This window comes from Tolypothrix campylonemoides VB511288_2 (assembly GCF_045999855.1).
In the GTDB taxonomy this organism is placed as follows: domain Bacteria; phylum Cyanobacteriota; class Cyanobacteriia; order Cyanobacteriales; family Nostocaceae; genus Scytonema; species Scytonema bouteillei_A.
Genome location: NZ_JBFPMW010000010.1, coordinates 16,874 through 42,192 on the forward strand (window position 1 = coordinate 16,874; position 25,319 = coordinate 42,192).

Annotated in this window: 18 protein-coding genes and 1 pseudogene; 8 read left to right on the top strand and 11 right to left on the bottom strand. The window is 41.5% G+C overall.

What is annotated here, in order from left to right:
- Positions 1-6: 6 nt before the first annotated feature.
- The 5 genes from AB0756_RS26175 to AB0756_RS26195 form a co-directional block, all read right to left on the bottom strand.
- Positions 7-1,254: a glycoside hydrolase family 10 protein gene (locus tag AB0756_RS26175; RefSeq protein ID WP_038080614.1), complete on the bottom strand. Its 1,248-nt coding sequence runs from the start codon at positions 1,252-1,254 to the stop codon at positions 7-9.
- A gap of 385 nt (positions 1,255-1,639) precedes the next feature.
- The gene (locus AB0756_RS26180) at positions 1,640-2,485 is read right to left on the bottom strand and encodes a hypothetical protein (protein ID WP_038080613.1); all 846 of its coding nucleotides are present in this window, start codon (positions 2,483-2,485) and stop codon (positions 1,640-1,642) included.
- A 631-nt stretch (positions 2,486-3,116) separates the two neighbouring features.
- Positions 3,117-4,595: a glycolate oxidase subunit GlcD gene (glcD, locus tag AB0756_RS26185; RefSeq protein ID WP_038080611.1), complete on the bottom strand. Its 1,479-nt coding sequence runs from the start codon at positions 4,593-4,595 to the stop codon at positions 3,117-3,119.
- 109 nt (positions 4,596-4,704) lie between these two features.
- A complete protein-coding gene (locus AB0756_RS26190) occupies positions 4,705-5,043 on the bottom strand; it encodes a hypothetical protein (protein ID WP_038080610.1) in 339 nt (112 codons plus the stop codon).
- A 39-nt stretch (positions 5,044-5,082) separates the two neighbouring features.
- The gene (locus tag AB0756_RS26195) at positions 5,083-5,544 is read right to left on the bottom strand and encodes a GUN4 domain-containing protein (RefSeq protein ID WP_038080609.1); all 462 of its coding nucleotides are present in this window, start codon (positions 5,542-5,544) and stop codon (positions 5,083-5,085) included.
- A 190-nt stretch (positions 5,545-5,734) separates the two neighbouring features.
- On the opposite strand from AB0756_RS26195, the gene AB0756_RS26200 reads away from it, so the two are divergent.
- From AB0756_RS26200 to AB0756_RS26210, 3 genes are all read left to right on the top strand, one after another.
- On the top strand, positions 5,735-6,322 hold the full coding sequence (locus tag AB0756_RS26200; RefSeq protein ID WP_038080607.1) for a TetR/AcrR family transcriptional regulator: 588 nt from the start codon (positions 5,735-5,737) through the stop codon (positions 6,320-6,322).
- A gap of 105 nt (positions 6,323-6,427) precedes the next feature.
- Positions 6,428-7,315 carry an SDR family oxidoreductase gene (locus AB0756_RS26205; protein ID WP_038080605.1) on the top strand — a complete coding sequence of 296 codons (888 nt, stop codon included), beginning with the start codon at positions 6,428-6,430 and terminating at the stop codon, positions 7,313-7,315.
- Positions 7,305-7,766 (top strand): DUF1772 domain-containing protein, encoded by a 462-nt coding sequence (locus AB0756_RS26210; RefSeq protein ID WP_038080603.1) that lies wholly within the window; start codon positions 7,305-7,307, stop codon positions 7,764-7,766. The genes AB0756_RS26205 and AB0756_RS26210 overlap by 11 nt, the downstream gene beginning before the upstream one ends.
- A gap of 147 nt (positions 7,767-7,913) precedes the next feature.
- Here AB0756_RS26210 and AB0756_RS26215 read toward each other — a convergent pair whose 3' ends face one another.
- Both AB0756_RS26215 and AB0756_RS26220 read right to left on the bottom strand, forming a co-directional pair.
- On the bottom strand, positions 7,914-8,159 hold the full coding sequence (locus AB0756_RS26215; protein WP_038080601.1) for a hypothetical protein: 246 nt from the start codon (positions 8,157-8,159) through the stop codon (positions 7,914-7,916).
- Positions 8,160-8,161: 2 nt separating this feature from the next.
- A complete protein-coding gene (locus AB0756_RS26220; protein ID WP_050045229.1) occupies positions 8,162-9,349 on the bottom strand; it encodes an RNA-guided endonuclease InsQ/TnpB family protein in 1,188 nt (395 codons plus the stop codon).
- Between the two features lie 51 nt (positions 9,350-9,400).
- Between AB0756_RS26220 and tnpA the strand changes: the two are divergent.
- Both tnpA and AB0756_RS26230 read left to right on the top strand, forming a co-directional pair.
- Positions 9,401-9,842 (top strand): annotated as a pseudogene (gene tnpA / locus AB0756_RS26225) (IS200/IS605 family transposase).
- A gap of 280 nt (positions 9,843-10,122) precedes the next feature.
- Entirely contained in the window at positions 10,123-10,572 is a 450-nt protein-coding gene (locus tag AB0756_RS26230) for a response regulator (RefSeq protein ID WP_038076287.1), read from the top strand.
- Positions 10,573-10,582: 10 nt separating this feature from the next.
- Here AB0756_RS26230 and AB0756_RS26235 read toward each other — a convergent pair whose 3' ends face one another.
- Positions 10,583-19,087, bottom strand: a complete 8,505-nt coding sequence (locus AB0756_RS26235) for a choice-of-anchor L domain-containing protein (RefSeq protein WP_038076286.1) — start codon at positions 19,085-19,087, stop codon at positions 10,583-10,585.
- A gap of 911 nt (positions 19,088-19,998) precedes the next feature.
- A complete protein-coding gene (locus AB0756_RS26240; protein ID WP_038076293.1) occupies positions 19,999-21,396 on the bottom strand; it encodes an amidohydrolase in 1,398 nt (465 codons plus the stop codon).
- An 84-nt stretch (positions 21,397-21,480) separates the two neighbouring features.
- Between AB0756_RS26240 and AB0756_RS26245 the strand changes: the two genes are divergently transcribed.
- Together AB0756_RS26245 and AB0756_RS26250 are read left to right on the top strand one after the other, a co-directional pair.
- The gene (locus AB0756_RS26245) at positions 21,481-22,269 is read left to right on the top strand and encodes a cysteine hydrolase family protein (protein WP_038076285.1); all 789 of its coding nucleotides are present in this window, start codon (positions 21,481-21,483) and stop codon (positions 22,267-22,269) included.
- Positions 22,270-22,273: 4 nt separating this feature from the next.
- Positions 22,274-22,732 (top strand): cupin domain-containing protein, encoded by a 459-nt coding sequence (locus AB0756_RS26250; RefSeq protein WP_038076284.1) that lies wholly within the window; start codon positions 22,274-22,276, stop codon positions 22,730-22,732.
- 322 nt (positions 22,733-23,054) lie between these two features.
- Here the strand turns inward: AB0756_RS26250 and AB0756_RS26255 are convergent, their stop codons facing one another.
- Entirely contained in the window at positions 23,055-23,693 is a 639-nt protein-coding gene (locus tag AB0756_RS26255; protein ID WP_038076283.1) for a histidine phosphatase family protein, read from the bottom strand.
- A 31-nt stretch (positions 23,694-23,724) separates the two neighbouring features.
- On the opposite strand from AB0756_RS26255, the gene AB0756_RS26260 reads away from it, so the two are divergent.
- Complete coding sequence (locus AB0756_RS26260; RefSeq protein ID WP_137986113.1) at positions 23,725-23,919, top strand: hypothetical protein; 195 nt, start codon at positions 23,725-23,727, stop codon at positions 23,917-23,919.
- Between the two features lie 8 nt (positions 23,920-23,927).
- On the opposite strand, the gene AB0756_RS26265 is transcribed toward AB0756_RS26260, so the two are convergent.
- Complete coding sequence (locus AB0756_RS26265) at positions 23,928-24,923, bottom strand: DMT family transporter (protein WP_082051599.1); 996 nt, start codon at positions 24,921-24,923, stop codon at positions 23,928-23,930.
- Positions 24,924-25,319: the final 396 nt, after the last annotated feature.

A 25,319-nucleotide genomic window follows, 5' to 3' on the forward strand; every position in this document is an offset into this window, starting at 1 on the left:
TCTTTTCTAACGCTGGAAACATTCCAAAAAAGCTTTGCGGCGCTGTCGTGGAGAGTCGGGAGTCAAATAACTCCACAAACTTTCCCAGTAAAAAAAGGAAACACCATTAAAGTTTTGCTCCCTCACAACCTTAACCTGTTCTGTAATTTGCTGGATATTAACTGGATTATTCCAAATTCCAGTTAATATTCCTACACTCACTGGAATTGTGAGGCGAGCATTTTGCACTTCTGGTTGTGAGAGCTCAGCTAAAAAACTGTTTTTGTCATTGCGATACACTTGTAAAACCAACTCATCTACCAAACCTGTTTTTACCCAAGTATTCCAATCTTGTAAATAGTATTTATACGAAAATCTGTGTGAGTTAGGAGACAATGATATTTTCATGTTAGGTTTCACATTTCTGACAGCACTCACAATTTCTTGCATAAAAACAGTTATCCTGTCAGAACGCCAGCGCATCCACTCTGAGTCAAAAGGATCGGATGGTGGTTTTTTCCCCTGATGTTCTTGTTGATAAAGAGCGATCGTGAAGGCATCGTAACCTAACTTGACTGGCATTCCAAAATGGTCATCTAATTGAATTCCATCAATATCATAATTTGTAACGACTTCTAAAATTAATCCTTTAATAAACTCTTTTACTTCTGGATGCAGGGGATTTAACCAAACTTGCTTTCTAATTGTACTTGTACTGATTAACTTTTGCCAAAAAGATGGTTGTGATTGACTTGTTCCAACATTATGAAGAGTGTCATCTAGCAATTCAGCACCGGAGAGTTGAGTTGTTAGCCAATCAGGATGCTGTCTTGCTAATTCTGATTGAGAAGGTAACATCAACCCGTACTCAAACCAGGGAATGACACGTAACTTTTTTTGAGAGGCAAGCTGTGCGATTGTTGCTAAAATATCTCTACCACCGTGTATTATCCCCAGTAAAGGTTGAGTTTCTTGTCCTATCTCTTTTTTAAGAAGTTGACTTTTATAAAAAGTGTGCCCCCTATTCCAAACAACAGGATAAATCGTGTTAAATTTGAGAGATGAAAGTTGGTTTAAAGCACGATTAATACCCCAAGGAACAAACAAGACACCGCTACTCACATTAGTTAACCAAACACCTCTAATTTCTTGTTGCTGTGAATAACTTTCATTTTGAGAAGAAACTGAGGTAGAAGGTGAAGAAAATAGAAATAAACTCAGGATTAACCCTAAAACAATAAAATAATTGAACTTTTGGTGAATAAAACGGTACATTTGAATTATACGGCGATCGCGAGCGGCGGAAGTTGTTCTCCTACTGCATACTTCTTAGGTATTATCGGAAGAAATGATTTTTGCAATAGGTTGAATAAAATATTTACAAATCTTTTTTAAAATATCATAAAATTATCAGTATTTTTTGTAGCTTTAATAACGTATTTGAACTTTAGGCAAAAAAGATTTATTAACTATTCCTACCAAGCAGTTACTTCATGTTTGATTCTTTTTTTGACATCAAATCTTTTCCTAAATTCTCTAACCATACAACTCTTTATGCTGACAGCTTAGTATACCACGGCAAACACAAGTACACATTACAAATCCCTGGAAGGCTGGCTATATAGAAACCTTGATTTTATACTTTAAACTTTTTGTACTACTAGTATCCCGCGCTCACAAAAAACCAATTCTTTGCTATTTGTTCCGCATGAAAAAAATGCTCTTGACTGCATAAAGCGGTTTGAATGTCAATTGCTTTTTGAGAAGTTGAGGAATTGCGATCGTAATTTTGAATGGTAGTTTTAGCTGGTATATCTAAAGTTTTGTCAGAACTATATATAAAACTGTTGTCTCCATCCCCCAAACCGTAGCTACTAACCAAAAATTTTACCACTAAGGCTTTAGCATCTTTGCGAAGAACAGAAACTGCATTTCTACCTGTGGAAGTGAGCAAGCCCCGTGGCAACTTTATTTGCCTTGGCATACCCAGCCCATCACATCCTAATAAATTATTTCGCCATAAACTTGTAAAATTGTTCACTTGAGCAGCAGTAGGAGGTTTTTCATTAGGGGTTCGTCTTCTTATGTCTGCTGCTGATAAAGGCTTTGGTATGAGCTTTCCTGTTGCGAGCTCTGAAACTATGCCATTACGAGTTTTAGCATATAGTAAAAACTCTACTTGAACGGGAGAAATATAACTTGATAAAATCCATGAAAATAAAATGATTGCGAGAGGAATAGAAGTATAACGCCTTTGTTGCCATCTTTTGACGAGGTAAACAACAGACCAAGATAATCCAATAAAAAAAATTAGTATTGCTAATAAAATAGTGAAATTAACAAAGAAAATTGCTAACAATGTTAATTGAAACAGGCGTGCAAATAAGGTAATAGTAGCTACGAGAATACTAAAAAGTATTGCTTGAAGGATAGTTTTTTTCCGAGAAAACCAAATAAAAAATCCCAGTTCTAATATTACTAAGGTAAAAAATGGTATTTCATTCATAACTGTTTTGTATAGATATTTTATTTAATTTATGAATTATACTTAGTGGGGTCAATACTTGTCGGAAAGAGCGTTTTTTCCTCCCCTACAACCCCTGCACAAAGGTGCTTGTCTCATGCGACAATCTTCTCAGCCCTTGCAGTATTGGTAGTGGGGTGGTCAATACCCGCCCTAAAGCACTTCAAATTTTCCAGGAATTATTTATGACTTTTATATAAACTCCTTACTACTTAAAGCTTTATTCCTTTTAACTAATGCTAAATCTTAGCGATTTCTATATCTTGCTCACTCAGTAAAGTTACTGAATTCTCTATCTATACCATTTCTTATAAAGATGCATCTAATTAGCCCGCGCAGGCGGTGAGCCCAGGGAAAGCAGGCGGGTTTCCCGCGCCTTGGGAACTGGTGAGTTCAGGGAAAGTAGGCGGGTTTCCCGCGCCCTGGCGACTGGCGAACAAGGGAGGGCGAACAAGGGAGGGCGTAAGCCGTTGCGGGTATAGCTTCGCAACGCGTAGCGTCTCCGTAAGGACATAACCGGAGGGGCTCCTTCAGCCTTTTTGTACTAGCATTGCCAGCCCTACTGATAATTCATTCGTAGTTGGCTTTTAGCAAATCCATTGCAACTACAAAGCTAAAACCGTTCCACTCCCTCAAACTTCTTAGCTAAATCGCCCATAGCATTAGCGGCTTCACCACAGGTACGGGGTGTGGGGAAAATTTTACCTGGATTTGCTAAACCTTTAGGATTGAAAGTTTGCCTTACCCATTGCATGGTTTCTAAATCAACTTCAGTAAACATTTCTGGCATATAGCACCTTTTTTCTGCACCGATGCCATGTTCTCCAGAAATACTGCCACCGACTTGAACGCAAAGTTTAAGAATTTTTCCTCCAACTTCTTCTACCTTTTCTAACTCACCAGGAATTGAGTTATCAAACAAAATCAGTGGATGAAGATTGCCATCGCCAGCATGAAAAACATTGGCAATGCGATAACCGTACTTTTGACTTAATGCTTCTATTTCTCCCAGCACATAGGGTAACTGAGTCCGGGGAATCACTCCATCTTGGACGTAATAATCAGGGCTTAAATGCCCTGCTGCTGCAAAAGCTGCTTTTCGTCCTTTCCACAATTTTAAGCGTTGTTCTGGATCGCTCGCGCTCGCAATGTTCCGCGCACCATTATTTTTACAAATTTCTGCTATTCGCTGTTTGTTTTCTGCAACTTCTACAGCCAAACCATCAATTTCAACAATTAAAATAGCCGCAGCATCACGGGGGTAACAATTGGTTGCTACAACATCTTCAACTGCGTTAATACTAAGATTGTCCATAATTTCCATACCACCAGGAATGATCCCCGCACTGATGATATCGGAAACGCTAGCCCCAGCTGCTTCTATACTCGTGTAATCTGCAAGAAGTACGCAAATGGATTCTGCGCTTTTGAGAATTCGCAAAGTAATTTCCGTGGCGATTCCAAGAGTTCCCTCAGAACCAACAAAGATCCCTGTCAAATCGTAACCGGGCATTTCGGGTATTTGCCCTCCCAAATCCACAATTGAACCTTCAGGAGTGACGATTTTTAACCCCAAAACGTGGTTGGTGGTGACACCGTACTTCAGACAATGCACTCCTCCAGAATTTTCTGCTACGTTCCCACCTATCGAACAAATAATTTGACTGGAGGGATCGGGGGCGTAGTAAAAACCAGCACCACTCACTGCTTGCGTCACCCAATTGTTAATGACTCCTGGCTGTACGACTACACGTTGATTTTCTAAATCAATATTAAGAATTTGCCGCATTAAAGAAGTAACAATTAACACGCAATCTTCAACAGGTAATGCACCGCCAGATAAGCCAGTACCGGAACCTCTAGCAATGAACGGGATGGAATTGCGATCGCATATCTTCACAACCTCTGCCACTTGTTCTGTTGTTCTTGGCAGTACTACAATAGCAGGGCGTTGGCGGTAGCTCGTGAGCCCATCACATTCATAAGTAATCAGTTCTTCACGACGTTGCACCACGCCATTTTTGCCGAGTACTGCTTCAAACTGCTTGATGATGGGTTTCCAGTTGCGTTGTTGTTTGTCTTGAGTGAGCATAGGGGCTTTGGGATCGTTTATTATTCAATTTACATCAGCACCTCTGTACCTGTGCGTCACCTGAGCCAGATGTTACAATGTTTGCTGTCTAGCTGTTGTTGGTAGCGCCTCAAGCTCTTAAGTGGAATAACAACTTTGCAGTTAACCAGGTAAAGATGGCTGCACAAAGAGGACTCAGTATCAATGCTCCAACCAGCCATATACCAAGCCATGCAACCCCACCCATCGATCCCGCCTCTGCAGGTGGTAGGTTGCGATTGCTCAGCCACTCTAGCAAGCCAGTGAGAACCATAGCGGCGATCGCACCAAATAGCAGCCCAACAAACCAGGCTAAAGGTAGCAACAGCAACATCCACGTGCAGCCCAATCTGATGAATGCTTGGTAGCTTATCCATAAAGGTGGTCCTAAAAACAGCAGAAGTAGTACAGCAATCAGACCCGGATGCATAGCTTTTTATCTCTCAGAACGAATGGGGCGTGTTAGATATTACAAATTACACTCGGTGATTCTTTCAACCATAAAAGGACCAAACCACCATCCCCAACCAACTGTAAAGCGTGGAAACTTCGCAGGTAGGTGACCGCAAGGCGCATGGATATCAAAAATCAACTTTGAATAATCTAACCAGGTATCTCCTTCACGCCATCCGACGAGCTTACCCCAGTTCTCTAAATCTCCTCCTACCTCATGGTAAATTCGTTTCTGCACGCTAAAACCAAAATGTCCCTTTGAATAGCGCTCCCAGAGTTGATTGATTGTTCTTAAATCAGTACAAGGAAATTTACTAATTGCTTCAGTATCTAACCAGCCTTGCATCTCCCTACCAGCCGCCTTTAACATTGCAGACGCTGTTTCTTCATCAGCTTCTTTCCATTTGAACGTTGCTAGCAGATCGCGCAGCCTATTATAGTCAATATCCTTATCAGACAATAGTTCAACTCTGGTCATATTTATCAGCACTTAAGATAGTTATTCTGTGTCATGTATATCACGCATGGCAAACGTCTGGTATGGCACTTATACAAAGATATCCGCATATACAAGCCTAATTTTGTCACAAAAAATATTGTTCTCTCCGTGTTGCCAATAGGGCCATAATCGATCTACTATTTGGTTGTACGACCAACCAAATAGATCGGTGAGCAAAAAAACTGCTTCAAAGACTGCAAATAATCGTTCGCTTATTGTCTGTGCAGCCTACAAGCTTCTAGCACGGGAAGGATACGACGCTGCAACAATGAAAGAAATTGCAAATGCAGCGGGGGTTGCTCCTGGCTTGATTCACTACTACTTCAGTAGTAAGGATCAACTGTTGCAGGAAGTGCTGTATGCAGCGGGAGAACAATACGTGAAGGAGGTTGAACGGTGGTGTAATACGCTATCTCCGGAGCAATTGCTGGAGAAGACGTTTACCGAGCCAAAGCAACGAGTGGTTGATGAACCAGAATGGTTTCGGTTGCGGTGCGAGCTTTTTACTTTAGGGCTACGCAACGTTAACTTTCATGACGCAGTTCGGGTCATGCTCTCAACAGGGAGACAGTGCATTACTCGTCTGGTGCGCCAGATTGCGGGAGATGCGATCGCCAATCCAGAGGCAATGGCATCTGTTTTACTGGCAGCATTTGATGGACTTGCTCTACAAAAATTGGCAGATCCAGATTTCGATTTAGAGAGTGCCTACCGGGCTCTATTCGAGATGTTTGCATCGCAATTGAGGAAAGATTAAAAAATGTCCACAAGTTCTCTATATTTAGTCTGATACACAAGGAACCTTCTCTTTTTTTGATTTAATTTGGTTGGTCAACCAACTAATTTCAGGAGACACTATATCATGAATGTTTTAGTTACGGGAGGAACGGGATACATTGGCAGTGCGATTGTAAATGCCCTGCAATCGGCTGGACATGAAGTGACTGGTCTAGTGCGCTCAAATGCTTCTGCTCAAAAGCTAGAGTCTCTTGGAGTTCGACATCTGTATGGAGATTTGATGCAACCTGAAACTTTAGTTCAAGCAGCCAGACAGGTGGATGCGGTCATTCATGCAGCATCTACAGGCGACGAGCAGATGGCAAGCACCGAACAATTGGCTGTAGAAACGTTTCTCAAAGCCCTAGATGGGACAGGCAAAACGTTCATTTACACAACAGGTACTTGGTTGTTGGGCAACACGGGCGATCGCATTGCCAATGAAGAGACTCCCCTCAATCCAACTCCTCTGATTGCCTGGAGATCCCAGCTTGAGTCACGGGTTTTAGCAGCACGAGAAAATCAAATTCGCACCATCGTGATTCGACCAGCGCTAGTTTACGGTCGAGGAGGAGGGATTGTAGCAATGCTAGTGCAAGCAGGTCGTCAGTATGGCGTCGTGCAATTTGTGGGTACAGGAGAAAATCGCTGGACGCTCGTGCATGTAGATGATTTAGCACGTTGTTATGTTCTAGCACTGGAGAAAGCAACAGCAGGGTCATTATTTATTGCAGCCGATGACCAGGTTATGACATTACGGGAGATTGCTGAAGCCGCAAGTTACGCAGCTGGAATACCGGGTCAAATTCAATCGTGGGTATTGGAAGAAGCTCGAAATGCAATGGGTACCTTTGCTGATGCGCTTGCTCTAGATCAATGGGTTAGTGGCGCTAAGGCTAGAAACCTTTTGGGTTGGAAACCCCAAACTCAATCATTACTGGATGAATTGAAAGGAGGATCTTATGTTGGTTAATGCATTATTGATATTGAGCCTTCTGTCAGCTGGTGTAGTTTATGGAGTTGATGTTTTCTTTGCGGTGATAGGTCGTCCTGCTTTAGCAGCAAGTCACGATGGTGCGATCGCAAATGTTATAGGAAATTTGCATAAAATAGCAGATACTCGAATGCCCGTGTTCGGCATACTTGGAATGCTAGCGACCCTCAGCTTTGCAATTGTTACCAAGATTGGGACAAGTCCAAGCTCGCTAGCGTTGATTGCATTAGCCGGATTATTGATTCAATTGAGCTTGTATTTAACTGTGGCTAAGCCCGTCAACCAAAAAATGAAGGAAGCTTTAGAGTTGGGGAAGGTTCCGGAAGATATTCGCGCCCTCCAAAACCGATGGGACAGCGCGATCGTGGGACGGGCGTTAGCCATGACTTTAGCAATCGGGTGTTTGAGCCTAGCAGGAGTTCTCATTTAGCAGTACTGGCGTGACACCAAGTTACGTTCATACATCTCCCTTGTCTCCCCCCTCTCCCTTGTCTTCCTTGTCTCATCAACAAGTGAAACGCAACGACCTATGAGCACTGGTTTGGCTCAATCTTTACCGTGCTATAACCAGTGACCTTTATGCATGGCGATCGCGCTCTAGATCGTAGATGACTTTTTCAAAATACCAGTCTGGCGTTTTGTTCGGATACTTCAACATCGCTTGGGTTAAAAGTCCAGATGCAAAAAGACTGGCTGCAACTCCAGCAACTAAAACTTGAAAAGCGGTTGTAGGTGTTTTTAGAGAAAACGTGCGAGACATCTTGAACTGAATAACAACTCTACTACTATCTTGGTCAGTAAATATGACAGCACTATTTGACATACTCACCGCCCTAAAGGGTCGGTGATTCTTGACGGCTCACAGCAAATAGCTACCGAAGTAGTCTGACAATCACTCCCCGTCCGTTTAAGGTCGTGCCGATGCCCCATGCCGACCATTTCTATATTTTTAGCTGCATTCTCATCTCTATCCTGCTCAGTACGACAACTTAAACAAAGTACTGAGCGAACAGACAAATCAATTTTGCCCCAACGATACCCACAGCAAGAGCAAGTTTGACTAGTAGGCTCCCATCTATTAATTACTCTGAAGTCTCGGTTAAGTTTTTCAGCCTTAGCTTCACAAAATACCCGAAATTCTCTCCATCCCTGTAAACTAATCACTCTTGCTAACTGGCGATTTTTAACCATCCCTGACACATTCAAATCTTCCAAAATAATAGTTTGGTTTTCACTAACCACTTTGGTTGATAGCTTGTGTAGGAAATCTTGGCGAGTATCTGCTTGTTTGTTGTGTTTTTTGGCAATTCTTAGACGGGTACGCTCACGACGTTTAGAACCTTTTTGTTGTCTTGCTAGCTGACGTTGTAGATTGCGAATTTTGCGGTCTTTCTTTGAGTAATCGGGACTTATTGCTTTCTCTCCATTGCTCATAACTGCAAAGGTTTTAATTCCCAAATCAATACCAATACTTTGGTTTTTGGCATCGGATTGAACAGGTTCCACCTCTACAACAAAGCTGAGAAAATAACGATTTGCACAATCTTTAATGACTGTTACACTTGATGGAGTTGAGGGTAAATTTCTAGACAAAATAGGCTTAATATTACCAATTTTGGCTAAATATACTTTATCTCCTTTGATAGAAAAACCACCAATTCTAAATCGTGCTGATTGTCGTGCAGTCTTCTTTTTGAATTTAGGACTGCCAACTTTTTTACCTTTCCGCTTACCTTTAAGTGAATCAAAAAAGTTTTTGTAGGCGACTCCTAAATCAGCTACAGATTGCTGCAATGGAATATTAGAAACATCAGACAACCATGACCGCTTCTCAGTTTTTTTGGCTTGCGTAATCACTAACTTTTGCAAGTCGTTGTTACTCGGTAGCTTTTCAGACTGCTTACAGATAGCAAGAGCATCGTTCCAAACCACACGAACACAACCAAACAACTGAGCTAAAAGCTGTTGCTGTTGGTCTGTCGGGTAGAATCGGAACTGGTATCTGGCTTTCACTGACAGTGTTATAATTGGTCTGTAAGACAATTATACTTTGATCTACAAAACATGACAAGCCAGTTTCGCCGTGAAAGACATAGTGTTACAGACCTTAAGATTCATTTGGTCTGTGTTACCAAATATCGTATGTCTGTCTTCACGTCCGAAAGTCTTGAATTGATTAAAAACTCGTTTAATGAAGTAGCCAAGAAGATGGATTTTGAAGTGATTGAGTTCAACGGTGAAGACAATCATGTTCATGCACTTATCGAATATCCGCCTAAATTGTCTATTTCTCAAATTGTTAATGCCTTAAAAGGTGTTTCTAGTCGTCGTTATGGACAAGCTGGATACATAAAGCCCCATAAAGCTGCGCGAGTTTGCCGGGGGGAGTATCCCCCCGGCAACACGCGCAGCTTTATGGAGTCCCAGTTATTTTGCTGTATCCGTTGGAGGTGCGCCAATTGAAATACTAACGCAATACATTAGAAATCAAGAAAAGCCGTCCTAGAAGGACGGGGCTTGCATTCCATTCTTTTGGTCAAGTCCAAACGAGATAGTCATACAGCTTTGAATGTTCAACCGCAAATTTACGGAATTGCCAGCAGAGATTCTTTAATCTACGTGCGTAGATTGAGTGTATCTACGGATGCAATCCTCTCCACACCTTCTTCATAATTGATCCCTACACTAAACAACAAAGTTCTAATTAACAGATTTATGTTTGCTAGAACAGGTACTGCGTCTACCTAAAAATCCCTTTGATACTCTCTAATTATTAAAGAAAAAATATGGCTAACTTAAAACCATTTACTATTTTGCTGGTAGAAAACCATTTACCTGAACTGCGGCTAATCCAGCGTATTATAACCAAAGCCCGTTTACCTATTTCGTTACAATTTGTAGAAAATGGATTGAGTGCTTTAACTTACTTATCAGAAATCGGGTTATACAGTCATCGCGATTGTTGTCCCGTACCACATCTCATAGTGCTAGCAGATCTCATTCTGCCAGATATTAACGGGATTGAATTAATAACTTGGATCGAGAAACAATCTCATCTCAAAGATATACCAGTCATCGCCACAATTAGTTCTGCTAGTCCTAATGAAATTGCTGAGTTGGATAGGATGGAGATTCAGCACTTTGCCAAACCTACATCAATTAATGATTGGCAAAAACTTATCAAGAGAATAATGTCTTTAGTCTCTACTACTAGAGTAGAGACAAGAGTCGCCTGAGATTGAGAATTTACCCCAAAGGTTGCGTTAAATTCTCTAGACCTGCGGTGCTTGTAAAATTCAATTGTACGACCATATCGTTATAGTCGCGATCGCCTCCGTTATGGATATCCTCGAAACCGAATTTATTATCCCCAAGCAGGCGAATATGGTCTACTCGATCGGTGTTGACTTCTGTAAAGGCAAAGTATGCAACTGGACCAGTACTTAACACGTTATTTGGATTTTGAGAGCGAAGTTGCTCGATATTACCATTAGCGATAATGTACGGTGCAATCAGTGTATCGCCGTTGAACTGTCCGGAGACGTTTGTTGTATCCCCATTTAAGTTAATAATGGTACGTTGGAATGCGGCTTCTACATAACCTGGGTCTCCTGGTTTGAGATTTCCAATCCGTCCGGTTTCATCGTCAATAGTATAAAAACCAACAGAGTTTTTGTAAGCAGCTTCACTGTTGATGGTAAACTGAGTTGCGATCGCTCCAGTAATCCCCCGTAAGTCAATAAGTTCGCGTTCTGCTTGTAATTTAGTCCCAATCGTCAAAGGACTATTGCTAGTTTTAACATTCAAAACCAAATCATCAAAATCTCGATCGCCTCCACTTAGTTGGTCTTCCCACTTAACAGATAATACACCATCATTCAAACTATCAATTTGTAAGTGATCGAAGTTATCAATGTTTGCAAAGTTCGAGGAGAAAAATACATTAGGAGTTGGTTGAGAAGCTGCTAAATTTGCTTTAACCTCATCAGTGCTAGCATTTTGAACCAAATAAAAGCTGAGGTAAGAACCAGAATTAAAATTCAGCTTGCGAATTCCTTGTAGATCGGGAGTGGGATTATTTGCAAGTGCAGAAAGAAGGACTTGAGAACGTGACATTGCTGCTTGCAAATAGCCAGGTTGACCGGGTGCAATACCGTTAACTTCACCTTTATCATTATCAACGACAAATACACCCACTTCATTAATAAATTTACCGTTATTTTTCTCAAGGGCAAATTCCAATTCAACTTGCGAACCACTTCCCGATACGAACAACAAATCATTTGCAGTAGCACTGACACTCGATTGACCGCCTGATATCCCACCTCCACTTGTTGGATCGTTAACTTGTATGTTGAGGGGAGGAATGACAACACCATTGTAATTGGGGTCAGCACTGCTAGAGGTGAATTTTATTGTCTCCGTTTGCGTACCTTCTTTGATACCATCATCTGGTGTTGAAATTGTGATTGTGTGGGGAATGTAAGCATCGGTAGGAGTAAAGGTAATTGTTACGGGTTTACCTAGTCCATTACCTAAATCTACTTGAGAACCGGGTTCTATAGTTATCGTGACAGGCTGACTGGGGATAGTATTTAGCACTATGTTGATACTACCCGTCTCGCCACCTTCGGTAATTGTAACTGTATCTTTACCATCTTCTGGCTTAATACTGACTCCGGGTCTGCTTCCATCAAGAGGCTGAGGTGAAGTAATACCGAAAGTTCCGGCTTTGAGAAAGACAGCAGAATCTAATAAACCATCCCGGTTATCTTTAACATTAATAGCGACTTTATTCCGGGAATTGGGTTCAACAACTCCAACAAAAGTTAAAGGCTTAGTGTAGCCATCTAACTTAATGCGATCGCTAGCAGGACCAGTGTCAACTGGATTGTAGATTAAGTCGGGATGATATGAAGAGGGATAGGCATTTTTGGCTAAATTATTAATAGTGACGGTATCTCCATCACTCAACCGCGCCATGTTAAAACCATTGAGTTCTAAACTAAAGGCGTCGTTGAACTTACCTGCGTATTCAGCCAACTCTTCCGAACCAAACGCAAATTGGAAGAAGACATATTGTGTACTAGCATCAGCATCAAATTCGATTTCCATTGAAATAGCATCATCTGCTACACCTGGTAAACCAAAATCTTGGCTGAGGTCGTTTAAGCTGTTGACTTCGCGATTGGAAACAGTAATATTACCGCCTGCAACTTCACCATTATCACCAACTTCACCAATATAAAGATAAAGTGGTTGTCCTGAAGCTAACGACTGTTTTAAGTTAAAACCAGCTTTCCCTAAATTCCCTAAACTAACAAAACCATTGGCGCTACTACCAGTAGTAGATACCGCATCAAAACTTCCTAAATTTGCAATACCATTGTTAACTGTACCATTGATAGTCCCAAATAAATCTGGATTTTCAGGATCGCTCGGTGGACGTTGATTTCCTGGTGTAAAGATAGTTCCTATGGGGCTAAAGTCAAAGACATTTAGGCTGGGTAAACTTTGAATATCAGCAGCGTTGGTAATTTTGGTATTGCTGATTTTAATTCCGTCTAGATCGAAGCCAGTAAATCGACCGTTGCTACCACCAATGACGCCACCATCACCAATTGTTAAAGATTTGAGGTCAAATCCCAAATTAGTTAAATCTGCACGGTAAACAGCAGTTGCTGCGTTGCTGGGGTCACCTGTAACACCGTCAAGTTTCTCAAACTGTAACGAAACATTAGTACCGGGCGAAAGACCACCATCAGCAGTATTTTTACCCGGTAAATCGACAACTTTACCAGTACTGAGAACTATTCCTTCACCTAAACCAAAGGGATCGTTTTGGAAAGTTCCAAAAGCACGGCTATCGCCTTTGAGTTTTACCTTAAAGTTACTCAGCCCGTTGGTATTTCCTAGTAATTTACTGAGTAATTTCTCGCCATCTCCATCTTGAGTAATGATAAAGTTTGCTGTTGCGTCTGAAGCCGATAATGGTTGAACATCTGCTTTAAGGCTTTGTACTGGAAGGCTACCTAATGGAGGTACTCCAGGCGATAAAGGTTGTACCTGGTTAGTGATGTTTGCTTGAGATGTTAGATTTGAATTTTGGGGATAATTAAATTTTTGTAAAAGGCTCAGTGTGTTTGCTGGCTGGGTGTTGTTGACATATCGTACATAACTAGCACCTAAATCGAAAGTAGTGACGCCTTGGAGAATTCCAATCAAGTCTCCCGATGGGGCTGTTGGACTATCTTTTCGATAAATTTCGATGGAATTATTGACAAGTTGAGTGAAATAATCTTCTTTCACTCCTTGTAATTGGAGAATATCTCCCTCTGTAGAATTAAAATCGGTAATTAAAGCGTAAGTATTTGCTCCTACAGTAGAGCGGTTGTCATCGTCATAGTAGACTAGTGTTTCCTCTCCCAACCAAAATTCATCCGCACCGCTACCACCACTTAAAGTATCAATTTCTGAATTAACACTTGAGTAAACACTGATGCCCAAATTAATTCCTATTAAGATATCATTGCCACTGTCCCCTCTGAGAGTATCGTTACCTTCACCACCAACGAGGAGATCGTTATCGTTTCCGCCACTGAGTTGGTCGTTTCCAGTTCCACCATTGATAGCATCATTACCAGTCCCACCATCAAAGGTATCATTACCACCATCTGCGATCGCAATCCCTGGAATCGCCACAGCAGTATTGACTTGAGATGTATTGAATGTCCAACCATCAACTATGATGTCATCACCATCGCCACCAGTAGCAGTATCATCACCACTACCACCTACAACAAAATCTTGTCCTTCTCCCGCTTGGATTTGGTCTTGACCGCCATTACCAACTACTAAATCATCGCCAGCATTACCAACTAGAAAATCATTTAAATCCGCACCAAAGATTTGGTCATTTTTACTAGTTCCAGTAATGTTGAAGCGTTCAAAGTTAGTAAACTTAGTTTCATCGAGAAGACTATCACCATTACTAGTGTTGCGGTAGTATCTCCCGCCATTTTTAGCATTGAAATTGGGAATTCCTGCCACTATTCCCGTGCCAATATCTTCAACTGAGTAGTCTATAATTAACAAGTCATCTTCAATTTGATTGATAACTTCTTGAGGAACGACTACCGAGTTATTCCCTTCACTATTCGTATTTCCGACTTGTTGAACATTAACTGATAAGTCTTCATTTATTGATGGTACTGACGCAATAACAACAGGTGCTGGGTCTTGACCGCCATCGACAACATCTATTCCCAAACCCGCATTGACGATATCGTTTCCTTGGGCGGTACTAAAATTATTATTAACTCTTCCCAATTGGATGAGGATGTCATTTCCACCCGCCGTTTTAATATCTTTGAAAATTTCAAAGTTACGAATTGCAGTTCCATCACTCAGACTCAGTGCTTGTGTGGGATTTTCAACTAAGGGATTGGTTCCAATCAGAGAGATATTATATTGCAGTGTCTTGCTACTCGTCTTTACAACCTTACCTGAAAGGTCAATGGATAGAGTATCAATTCCACGTCCGCCATCAATGAAAATACCAAATTTGTTATCGGGGATAGTCTTAAATTCCAGATTGACATCGTTTTGGTCAACAACAATATCATTCCCATCACCCGCAAGAATTAAGTTACCACCACGACCGCCATAAATCGTGTCGTTACCATCACCAGAAATTAAAATATCATTGCCAGAACCACCGATAATGGAGTCATCTTTCATGGTTCCTTTGACGACTAAACGTTCGATGTTGGTGAAATTAACAGCATCTAAAATCGAACCACCAGAATTGCGTTGTCGCAAGAAACTTCCAGATAGTGCAGAACCAACGGTATAACCTCCCGTCATTCCCGCACCAATATCTCGAATGGAATAATCAACAATGAGGGTATCTGTCGATCCACCACCATCAACGTTATCTGTACCGCCGCTACTTAAACCAGGGTCAATGACGTTAACTCCATTATCTGCAATGAGAGTATCGCCAAAATCCGAACCGCGTAAATTCTCAACAGTGGATATTCCAGGTAAAAAGTTAACAAAAGTATCCCCTTGAGCGTGGCTACCAGAACCAACGCCTTGAAGATAGACATTCACTCCTCCAGGTGATTCGCTGTAATCAGCCCAATCAATACCCGAACCGCCATCAAAATTATCCGCACCTGCACCACCAATGAGAGTATCATTACCGTTCTCGCCTTTGAGGAGATCGTCACCTGCTAACCCTTCAAGTTTGTTGTCTCCGATATCGCCTTCAAGAGTGTCGTTATAGTTGGAACCGATGAGATTTTCTATGGAGTTATATTCTGTTTCAACAGGTTTTTTATCTTTATCTAGAATCTTGGCTCTGACTAATTTATCTCCTTCAGCATCTCCTCCCGAACCTTGAGCATTTTTGAGACTGACGTCCACAGCACTGTTAGAATTGCGGTAAATAGCAGTATCATTACCACCACCACCATCTAATAAATCTCCACCTCCACCACCTTCTAACTTGTCATCGCCTTCATAACCACCTAAAGCATTGTCAGAATTATTACCAATGACGACATCATCAAAAACGGTAGCGTGGACGTTTTCGACTGAATTTAACTTATCGCCTTCCGCTTCGCCACCAAAAGCTTTACCCGTGCGGAGGTTCACAAAAACTGCACCAGGAGAAGTTAAATATGTTGTTGTATCAACCCCCGTACCGCCATCTAGAATATCTCGTCCCGCACCGCCAAGGAGAACGTCATCGCCTTCACCCGCAAAGATGTCGTCGTTACCCTCGCCCGCATCAATGAAATTTTTCTCGGAACTACCCGTAATGATATCTCTGAATTGCGAGCCTTCAACATTTTGAATATTTTGCAGGAAGTCAATCGTACCGTAACCGTCTTTTACGGCTATGTTTGCAGCTAAGTTAACTATGACTCCCTTGGGTGCATCTGTATAGCTAGTGGTGTTATTTCCTCCTTTACCATCCAAGCGATCGCTACCTGCTCCCCCTGTTAAGAAATCACTCCCTGCTCCGCCAATAACAATATCATTCCCCTCACCACCATTGAGTTGAGCGGAGACATCAACCCCATCAGTCAGGGTAATAGTGTCATCTCCAGAACGCCCATCAATGACGATCGCTTTGAGAAAGTCGTATTGTTTTCCGGGAGGCTTCCCTTCTGGAAAATCAAGTCCTAGCAACAATACAGATTCATTTCCATCCTTTTTATTACCAGAAAGATATTGAACTGTAATAGTCTCGCCATTATTTGTACCCTTGCGATCGATCACCCCTTGTGCTTTCAAAAACTCTTCAGTTTCTGGATCGGGTTCCGGGTCTTCAACGTTAAAGTGCTTATCATTTGGATCGCAACCCGTATTAAAATCAATGAGGTTAATATTGGCTAAGTCCAGACGTTTGGTAAAGCTAAAAAAGCCCAAGTCAAGAGTGACAGATCCAAAGATGATTAAAGCTAAATTTCCACTCGGTGCTAACAAACATAGAGGATCTTCATAGAGTTCGCTTCCCCGGACTTTAGAAGGAGAATTTTTCCCCAATTCAACAGTAGCTCTCAGCCCTCCGCCTACCTCAAGTTCAACAACAGCGAGATTCACGGCTGCAGCCGCACCGATTTCCCCAAATATAGTGAAATAACCTTTATTTTCGGGTTTACTCAGGAAGAAGCCATTAGTTAGGTCAACAGGATTTTGAAAGTTATTTTTGGTAAAATCAATCAATCCTTGTGCATCATAACCAAATCCAAATTGAGCACTTGCGCCAGCTTTTGCATAAATCTGAATGACAACTGGTCCAAAAACAGGAATCGGAGGAATAATTCCCGAACCTAAAGTCCCCGTTTCAAACTTTAATCCAGGTGGATTGTACTCAAAAAGAGTCACATTTTGACCCAGTAGCAAATTAAAAGCTTTAGTTGGATCGGTTAAAAGCGGGAATTTAATTCCATCTTCTTCTTCTAGCTTTTTCAGGGAATCAACGTAGCTATTGGATGGTTCTTCTCCAAGAGGTAAAATGGACTTTGCTCCGACTTTTTGTACTACGTCCGGTGATGGGTTTGGGTTATTAGGATTGGCGTTGAAATCACCAAGATAGATTTTAATTCCGTTTGTAGCATCACCTGCAAGACCATTAAATTGCTTGAGAGTCTTAGTAATTTGTCTGATAAAATCTTCAGTACCGGGTTGTATCAAACTCGGTGCAAATTGTTGAGCAATACCAAGCAAGGAGTAATCAATAACAGGGAGTGGTTCAACAAGAGGACTGAGGATGGAGTCAATGGGGCGTGTAATTCTTTGGATATCTTTGAGAGTTGGTCCCACAAAGTTGTTGGCAAAAGAACCCAAGTCGAGAGCCACATTTTTAAATTCAACACTGGGAATAGCTGCTCCTAAACTCCAGTTATTGACATTAAAGTCAGCACTAATTGATGGTAAGTTACCATTTTTATCCAAGCCAGTATCAAGCTGTAACTTTAGATTAGCGTTTGCAGTAAAGTTAGGAGAACCAAGGCTGATATTGTTAAGATTGGAGAATTTAACACGCTGACTTGTGGTATTTGTCAAGTCAACAGCAAATTTACTATTGAGGTTGCTACCGTTGTCAGTAGCGCTAATTTGTAGAAAGCCCAGCGAACCAGCTAAATTTAAGGGTTGAGCCGTTTTATCTTTGAGATTTGCATTCAGTTCGACTTGGAATTCATCTGCAGTAGCTGTGTCAAAGAAAAAAGCATCAGCACCAGTGGTATTATCAACTCCAAAGCCGACATTTAAACCAAATGCTAAACTGGGAGTAATACCTCCTGTTAAGTTAATGCCTAAATTAGGCAAACCTAAACTTTTTGATAAGGAAAGATCGGGAGTAAAGCTTTTGCCAATTTTGAATTGAAACCCAATGCTAGTAGCATCAGTAGGAGTTTTTATATCATTGAGATCGATTAAGTTATTGTTATCTATGTCTAACAGCAAACCCAAACCGCCTTGGCTTTCAGGCTTTAACGCATCAAATAAAGCTTGCTGCACGGACGCTGTGGTTTTGTTAGTAATTTTATCGAGTTCATCTAATATTCTTTTTTCAACTGTATCTGTGATGAAGTCGTTGACATAATTACCAAGAGGAACATCCCCTAATATTGGCAGATTTGTTAAATTTTGTCCTGCAACTGCCTGTTTAATATTATCAAGTAAAGGCTTTATAGACTGGCTTAAAAGGGATAAGTTGCTTTCTGGGCTAGTCTCTGCTTCTGCTGCTATAACTTGCCCATTCACGTGAATGAAAATGCGATCGTCTTCTGTTCGTAACTGTTGCAGTAAATAGTCATCTAAAACTTTGCCTTGAATTAAGGCTGAGAAAATCGCTCCTTCATCTCCCGCACTATCCAGATTAAAATTTAAATGGTTATCCAAAAAATGTCCGATTTCTTCTAAGACAACAGATGCAATATCTTCTGTTTCAGATTTATTGAGGTAATCTTGTGAAATATAAATTGTATTTAAACTAGCTGCATAAGCTGCATTCGCGTTTCCCAAAATCTCTGAACTGACAATTTCAATATGAGGAAGATTGCTAAAATCTCCCACACTCCAAGGTTGAGTTAAATTTTCAACTTGAGGCAAAGAAGTGAAATTGTCAAATGCTTTTGTCAGTAAGTCTCTCCACCCCTGTTCTTGAGCTTTTTCTTGCAGTTTAGTTTTAGCTAATGCAATCCCTTGATTTAAAAATTGTACAGAACTCATATTTTTTCTTTAAATTAAGATAATTAATAACTCTGGTAGACACACAAGTTTGAAATAACTGAAGAATTTATGTTTTATATTGAGGTTCTACCCCACCCTAACCTTTCCCTTGGAAAGGGGAGAGAACCGGAAATCTAGTTTTCCTCAATCGCATTAGCAACAGGTGTAAAATCATGATTTGGCTGTAATTCCAACTTATGCACCCATATAGCTTTCTAAGATGTCAATCAGTTTGCCAAATCTAAAACTAGCTGCATCTATTGATACTAAAAACGGTTTAGAAACTAACTTTCCATACTGTTAACAATTGCAAGGGCGCAAGGCTTTGCGCCCCTACAACTGCTATGACACTCTTCTGACAAAAAACGGTTATATGCCGTTTTCAGTATACTGGAGCGAAAAGAATACAAAGTTTAAATACTTGTAAAATTTTTAACTTATGAATATATAGAATCTACGTTAGGAAGTACTGGAGGCGGAGCCTCTCGGAAGGCATTCCCAGGCTCTGTCTGGGAACGAGGTCAGGTCTGCTCTACCATGCGCCAACAGTATCCTTTAAAACGCCGAGGAGTTTACAGATCGTCTTAATTTCTGCTTTACGTAGATACTAGGTACTTTTACTACCTCTTTTACCTCCCTTATCAATGTACTAGTCATTTATCCTGATACAGTTTGGACATAAGGATACCAAAACTTATTCCATTATGGTTGGGTAAAATTTGATGGTCAAGACTAAAATGTTCGATTGAGCTTTAAATACTCTAAAAGTTAACGATTATTTACAACTCTGTTCGTGAGAAAATACTGAGTTTCTGAAACTCAGTATTTTTACAGGTCGGTTATTTATAGGAAAATCCCACAACTAAGTATGAAGATGTCTCTTTCCTGGTTCCCAATCGCCAGTCCCCATCTTATAATCCCATGACAGCCCGATAATGTGCTTCAATTTGGGCAACCGTTTGAGATTTGCGATTTGCATGCCATTGACTGTGGTTAAACAACTCCTGTCGTAACTCATTAACGTTAATAGTGGTTACTTGTCCATCAGCAACAATCTGCTTGCCATTTACCCACGCGCTATTAACAACATTGGTAGGACGACCGAGAACTAGTAAGCCAATGGGATCTGTACGTGGTAATAGGGATAAGCTCGTGAGATCGTACAATACCAAATCGGCTTTCTTCCCTACAGAAATTGAACCCAGTGTATCTGCTACGTTCAATCCTTTTGCACCACCTAGGGATGCCATTTCTACTGATTGGCGTGAGGTAATCCAGTGCTGGTAATCTAGATCTGTAACGTTATGTAATATAGAACCTATTTTGATAGCTTCTAGTAAATCTTGGGAGTCGTTGCTAGAAGCCCCATCGCAACCAAAAGTGACATTTACCCCTGCTTGGCGATATTTTAAAATGGGGGCGATGCCACTGCCCAATCGCAGATTGCTTAAAGGATTGTGTACTACTGTGGATTTTGTTTGGGCAAGGATGGCAATGTCATTGTCTGTGAGGTGAACGCAATGGGCTAATGAGGTACGATGGTCTAGGTAACCAATGCGCTTTAAATGTTCGACAGCAGTACAACCGTATTTTTCTTGGGCTAGTTTTTCTTGTGCTTTGGTTTCCAGTAAGTGGGAGTGACGGCAAAGATTGTAGCGATCGCTTAACTCACTACACCCCTCAAACAAAGCATCGGAACATAATTGTATCCCTGTGGGAGCAACTAGAATATTCATCCCCTCATCCGGACGGTGAAACTGTCTGACAGCTTCTTCTATGAGTTCTAATGTTGCTGTGGTTGAGCGAAAGTAGGGTTCGTGTGCTTGCTCAATTTCCCCAGATGGCATACCAGCCGTCAGGGATTCATCTTGAATGAGGGGTGCAACAAAGGCGCGGATGCCAATTTCTTGATAAGCCCGAACAGCAGTTGCAATTGTTTCTAACTCTTGTCCTGGAATCAATACGAGATGATCCACTACACTCGTACCACCCGATAGTAGAGTTTCTACTGCCGTACCTAGAGCACTTAAGTAAACTTTTTCTGTATCAAGAGGTGCAAAATCATAAAGTTCTGCCAACCATAATTCTAATGGTAGAGGTGGAATTGCCCCTCGTTGCCACATTTCTGAGGAGTGAGTGTGAGCATTGACAAATCCCGGCAGTAGTAATTTATTCTCACCGTTAATGACTGTACCAACAACTTCTAAATGAGGTGCTACCTTAGCTATAGTTCCATCTATAACTTGCACGTCTACGGTGACATAATCATCATCAGTGGCAATCAAAACATTCTGGATAGTAAAGTTCACCATATTTAACCTTGATTAAGTAATAGAACCTTCGGAGGATTTTCACGTTAAAAAATAAGCAATGGTTTCGGGTGTAACAATGTTATGAATGTACCTCTTCGGAATTTAGGAATTGCACCAAACGCATGGGCAGTCAGCCAGACGTTTGCAGATATTACTCGTCCGCCCCAACCCCCACAACCCGTTATCTTACCAACAGAAACTAAAACTCTGCGCCTTGACTTGGCAAAAACTGCCATTCTCGTTGTTGATATGCAAAACGATTTTTGTCACCCTGATGGTTGGCTGGCGCATATCGGTGTAGATGTTACCCCAGCACGCAAACCGATTGAACCGTTGCAAGCCTTATTGCCCGCACTTCGGGAAAAAGGCGTTCCCGTTATCTGGGTGAATTGGGGTAATCGTCCCGATTTACTTAATATTAGTGCCAATGTACTTCACGTTTACAATCCTACAGGGGAAGGTGTAGGCTTGGGCGATCGCTTACCGAGTAATGGCGCTCAAGTTCTGATGGCTGGTAGTTGGGCGGCGGCGGTGGTGGATGAATTGGAACAATTCCCTCAAGACATTCGAGTCGATAAATACCGCATGAGTGCTTTTTGGGATACACCCTTAGATAGTATCTTAAAGAATTTAGGTAGAAATACCCTATTATTTGCAGGCGTTAATGCCGATCAGTGTGTCATGGTAACCCTGTGTGATGCCAATTTCTTGGGTTATGACTGCCTGTTAATCAAAGATTGTACCGCCACAACTTCTCCTGATTACTGTTGGCTGGCGACACTTTACAACGTCAATCAGTGCTTTGGCTTTGTGACGGATTCCCAAGCTATTTTCACAGCACTAAGTAACCTCAATAACCACGGAGGATAAATAAATGCGTGCTACTCGTTGTGTTATTCCTGTCGTCAAGTCTCCGAAAGATTACCAAGCCTATCGGATCGCTCCGAACGACTCAAATCGGTTGGCGATCGTGTTCGATCCAGCTAGTGCCAATACTTCTTTGACTTGTTGTGTAGAAATTTTTGACGTTGGTGGCAAAACACCACCAAACCGCCATCAAATGGCAGTAGAAATGTTTTTTGTTCTGAAAGGGGAAGGTGTAGCCATATGCGATGGCAAAACTGTTCCCATTAAAGCAGGAGATAGTTTATTAGTTCCACCTACAGGTACTCATTTGATTAAAAATACAGGTTCGAGTCGATTGTATACGTTGACTATTATGGTTCCTAATGAGGATTTTGCCGAACTGATTCGCAGTGGGACACCAGTGGCATTAGATGAGGAAGATATGTCAGTACTTGGTAGAGTGGATACCTTGGCACCGATATACTAATCCCACATCCATCTGAACTTCCAAATACAAAGATAGCCCAAAATTTTTTGTAGTGCGAACTGAAAAGCTCGCTATTAATTTGGGACGAGCAAGGACGCTCGTCCCACAATCTGGTTTTTAGGCGAGAGTGCGATGCATAATAATATTTATTTAATACAAGTTATGCCTGGGAAATCGTGTCAATAATTTTTTGACAAACTGCTAGTACACGAAGGCAGAAGTCCGGAGGCAGAGGGCAGAAGGCTTAAAAGCTTTGAATATAAGCTTCTTCCTTCCTATTAATGGTTGCCTTATTTACGCCGTGCTGTACTAGTAGGGACTATTATGTTCCCGGACGAGAGCGAATACGATCGGGTATGTGATGGCGATCGCCTAATATTTCTAACAAAGGACCGTGAACGTCTAATTTCACCATACTGACTGACGCGACCAAAATATTCACCCGATAGCGATAGCGCCCCAAATCAATTCCCAGTAAACTGCAAAGCATAATCCGAATCGTGGCTTTATGGGAAACGACTAAAACATTCCCTTGGGGATGTTTTTCTTGAATTTCAGCAATGACAGGCATAGAACGGTTAGCAATATCCACCGCAGTTTCCCCGCCTTTGGGTGCATTCCAAGCGGGTTCTGTCAACCATTTTACATAATTTTCTGCGTAATTCTCCTGAGCAAAGGATTTACTCTTAGTTTCCCATTCGCCGTAACTACCTTCTCTAAGCCCGTCACGCAACTGCATATCCATACCGATAGCATCACAAAATGGCTTGGCAGTTGCAATTGTGCGCTTCATTGGGCTAACATAAACAGCTTCCCACTTCAATTTTTGATAAACCTCGGCAAAACTCTCTGCCATCTGTATCCCTTCAGAGGTCAACTCCGCATCAGTTTCACCGCAGAAATTACCACTTTGACTGAAAGTCGTTTCTCCATGTCGCAGGAAATATAAATTGAGTGTCATGGCTTGTACCGCAATTGGGATAAAGGAGTTTGTGCAAAAACAAAATACCATCAATCTCGAAATCGAGTATGTAACACCAGGACAAAGCAATCAACCAAAAAAGTCAATCAACCACAAACTTTTGAAGTCAAAGACAAATGCTTCAATGGGGGGAACCCCCCAATGCACTGCTTACTGCGATCGCAAGAGTGTTTTATTTGACATATATTTTTCAAATCGTCATTAAAAGAATTATCAATCTTTCCCTAATTCAACTAACTGACGTGTTTCCGGATGCAATGAAATTGTAAGCGGTGACAGGTGAGAGTCGTCAGAGGATTCAAAGGGAAGGCACAGCGTCTCGATCTCTGTGTTGTCCTGTGTATCCTTTCCACCTTGGCTTAATACCATTGCTGCTAAGACTAACGTTGCTCCAATCAAACCACGAACTCCAAGTGTCTCACCAAGCAGTAAAAACGAGATAACTGCTGAAAACACTGGATCGAGTGTATAAAATAGCGCTGCTTCTTGAGCGGAAACCCAGCGCTGGCTCATTGTCTCTATCAGGACAGTAGCAGCAGTAGCAACCAGACCCAGGTAAAGAACTGCATTGATGTTCGTACCAATTGCGTGGATTTCTCGAACCAGTTCAGGTGTTGCCCAAAGCATTCCAAGCACCGCTATAACCCAGACTTGAACGGCGGTGAGTGAAAGGGTTGGGTGGCGTTGTGTAGTTTTTTCAAGAATCAAAATGTACACGGCGTAGATGAAAGCGTTACCAAACAACAAGAAATCACCCACACTTAGCTGTCCGCTTTCCCATGACATGACTCCAATACCAGTGATGGCAACTCCAGCTGCTAACAGAGTTTTCAGCAGTACGCGCTGACCGATCAGCAAACCCAAAAGGGGGACAATAACGACGGTCAGGCTACTAATGAATGCCGCCCGATTTGCATGGATTGTCTGAAGCGCCATTGTTTGGGTCGCAAAAGAAGCAAAGAGCACCAGTCCTAAGAGACATCCGTCGCGGATTAATTTAGCATTCAAGCAGCGCAAGTAAGGAGCTAACACCACTGCAGCTACAACAAAGCGGCTTGCGAGTATTGCAGATGGTGAAAGGCTACCGATCGCATTTTTAATGAGTGGAAAGGTTGTACCCCAGATTAAGGATGCGGCGACTAGCAGGATTACACCAAGAGCGTGCAAGCCTTTTTGTGTAGGTTGATTGCAGTCATTTAATACTGTCATGTTCGGGTTATAAACTTGTAAAAGTTTTCTTGATAGCGGGATGCACTTTAACGGACATCATTTCCCTGGAATGTGTTATAAGAACGGAGTTCAGGGCGATATAGCACTCATTTGACTCTCACGTCTCATTACCTCTTTTATGGCTAATTGTGTTGGCAAAAGAGAAAGCACTACATAATATTCCCTTGAAATCTGTATATCAAATTGCGATTTAATATTAAATTTTGTATCAGTAGCTACGCATTTATATCTGTTAAGAAGCAGAAGTTGTGGCGAACATTGATATTTCTCTGGTAGAGGTTTTATGGCAAAAGCGATCGATGATTTGATAGAGGTACTGAGTAACGTAAAATGATAGCAACTAAAAAACCTGGTAACTCTTGCAAACCTAAGTTT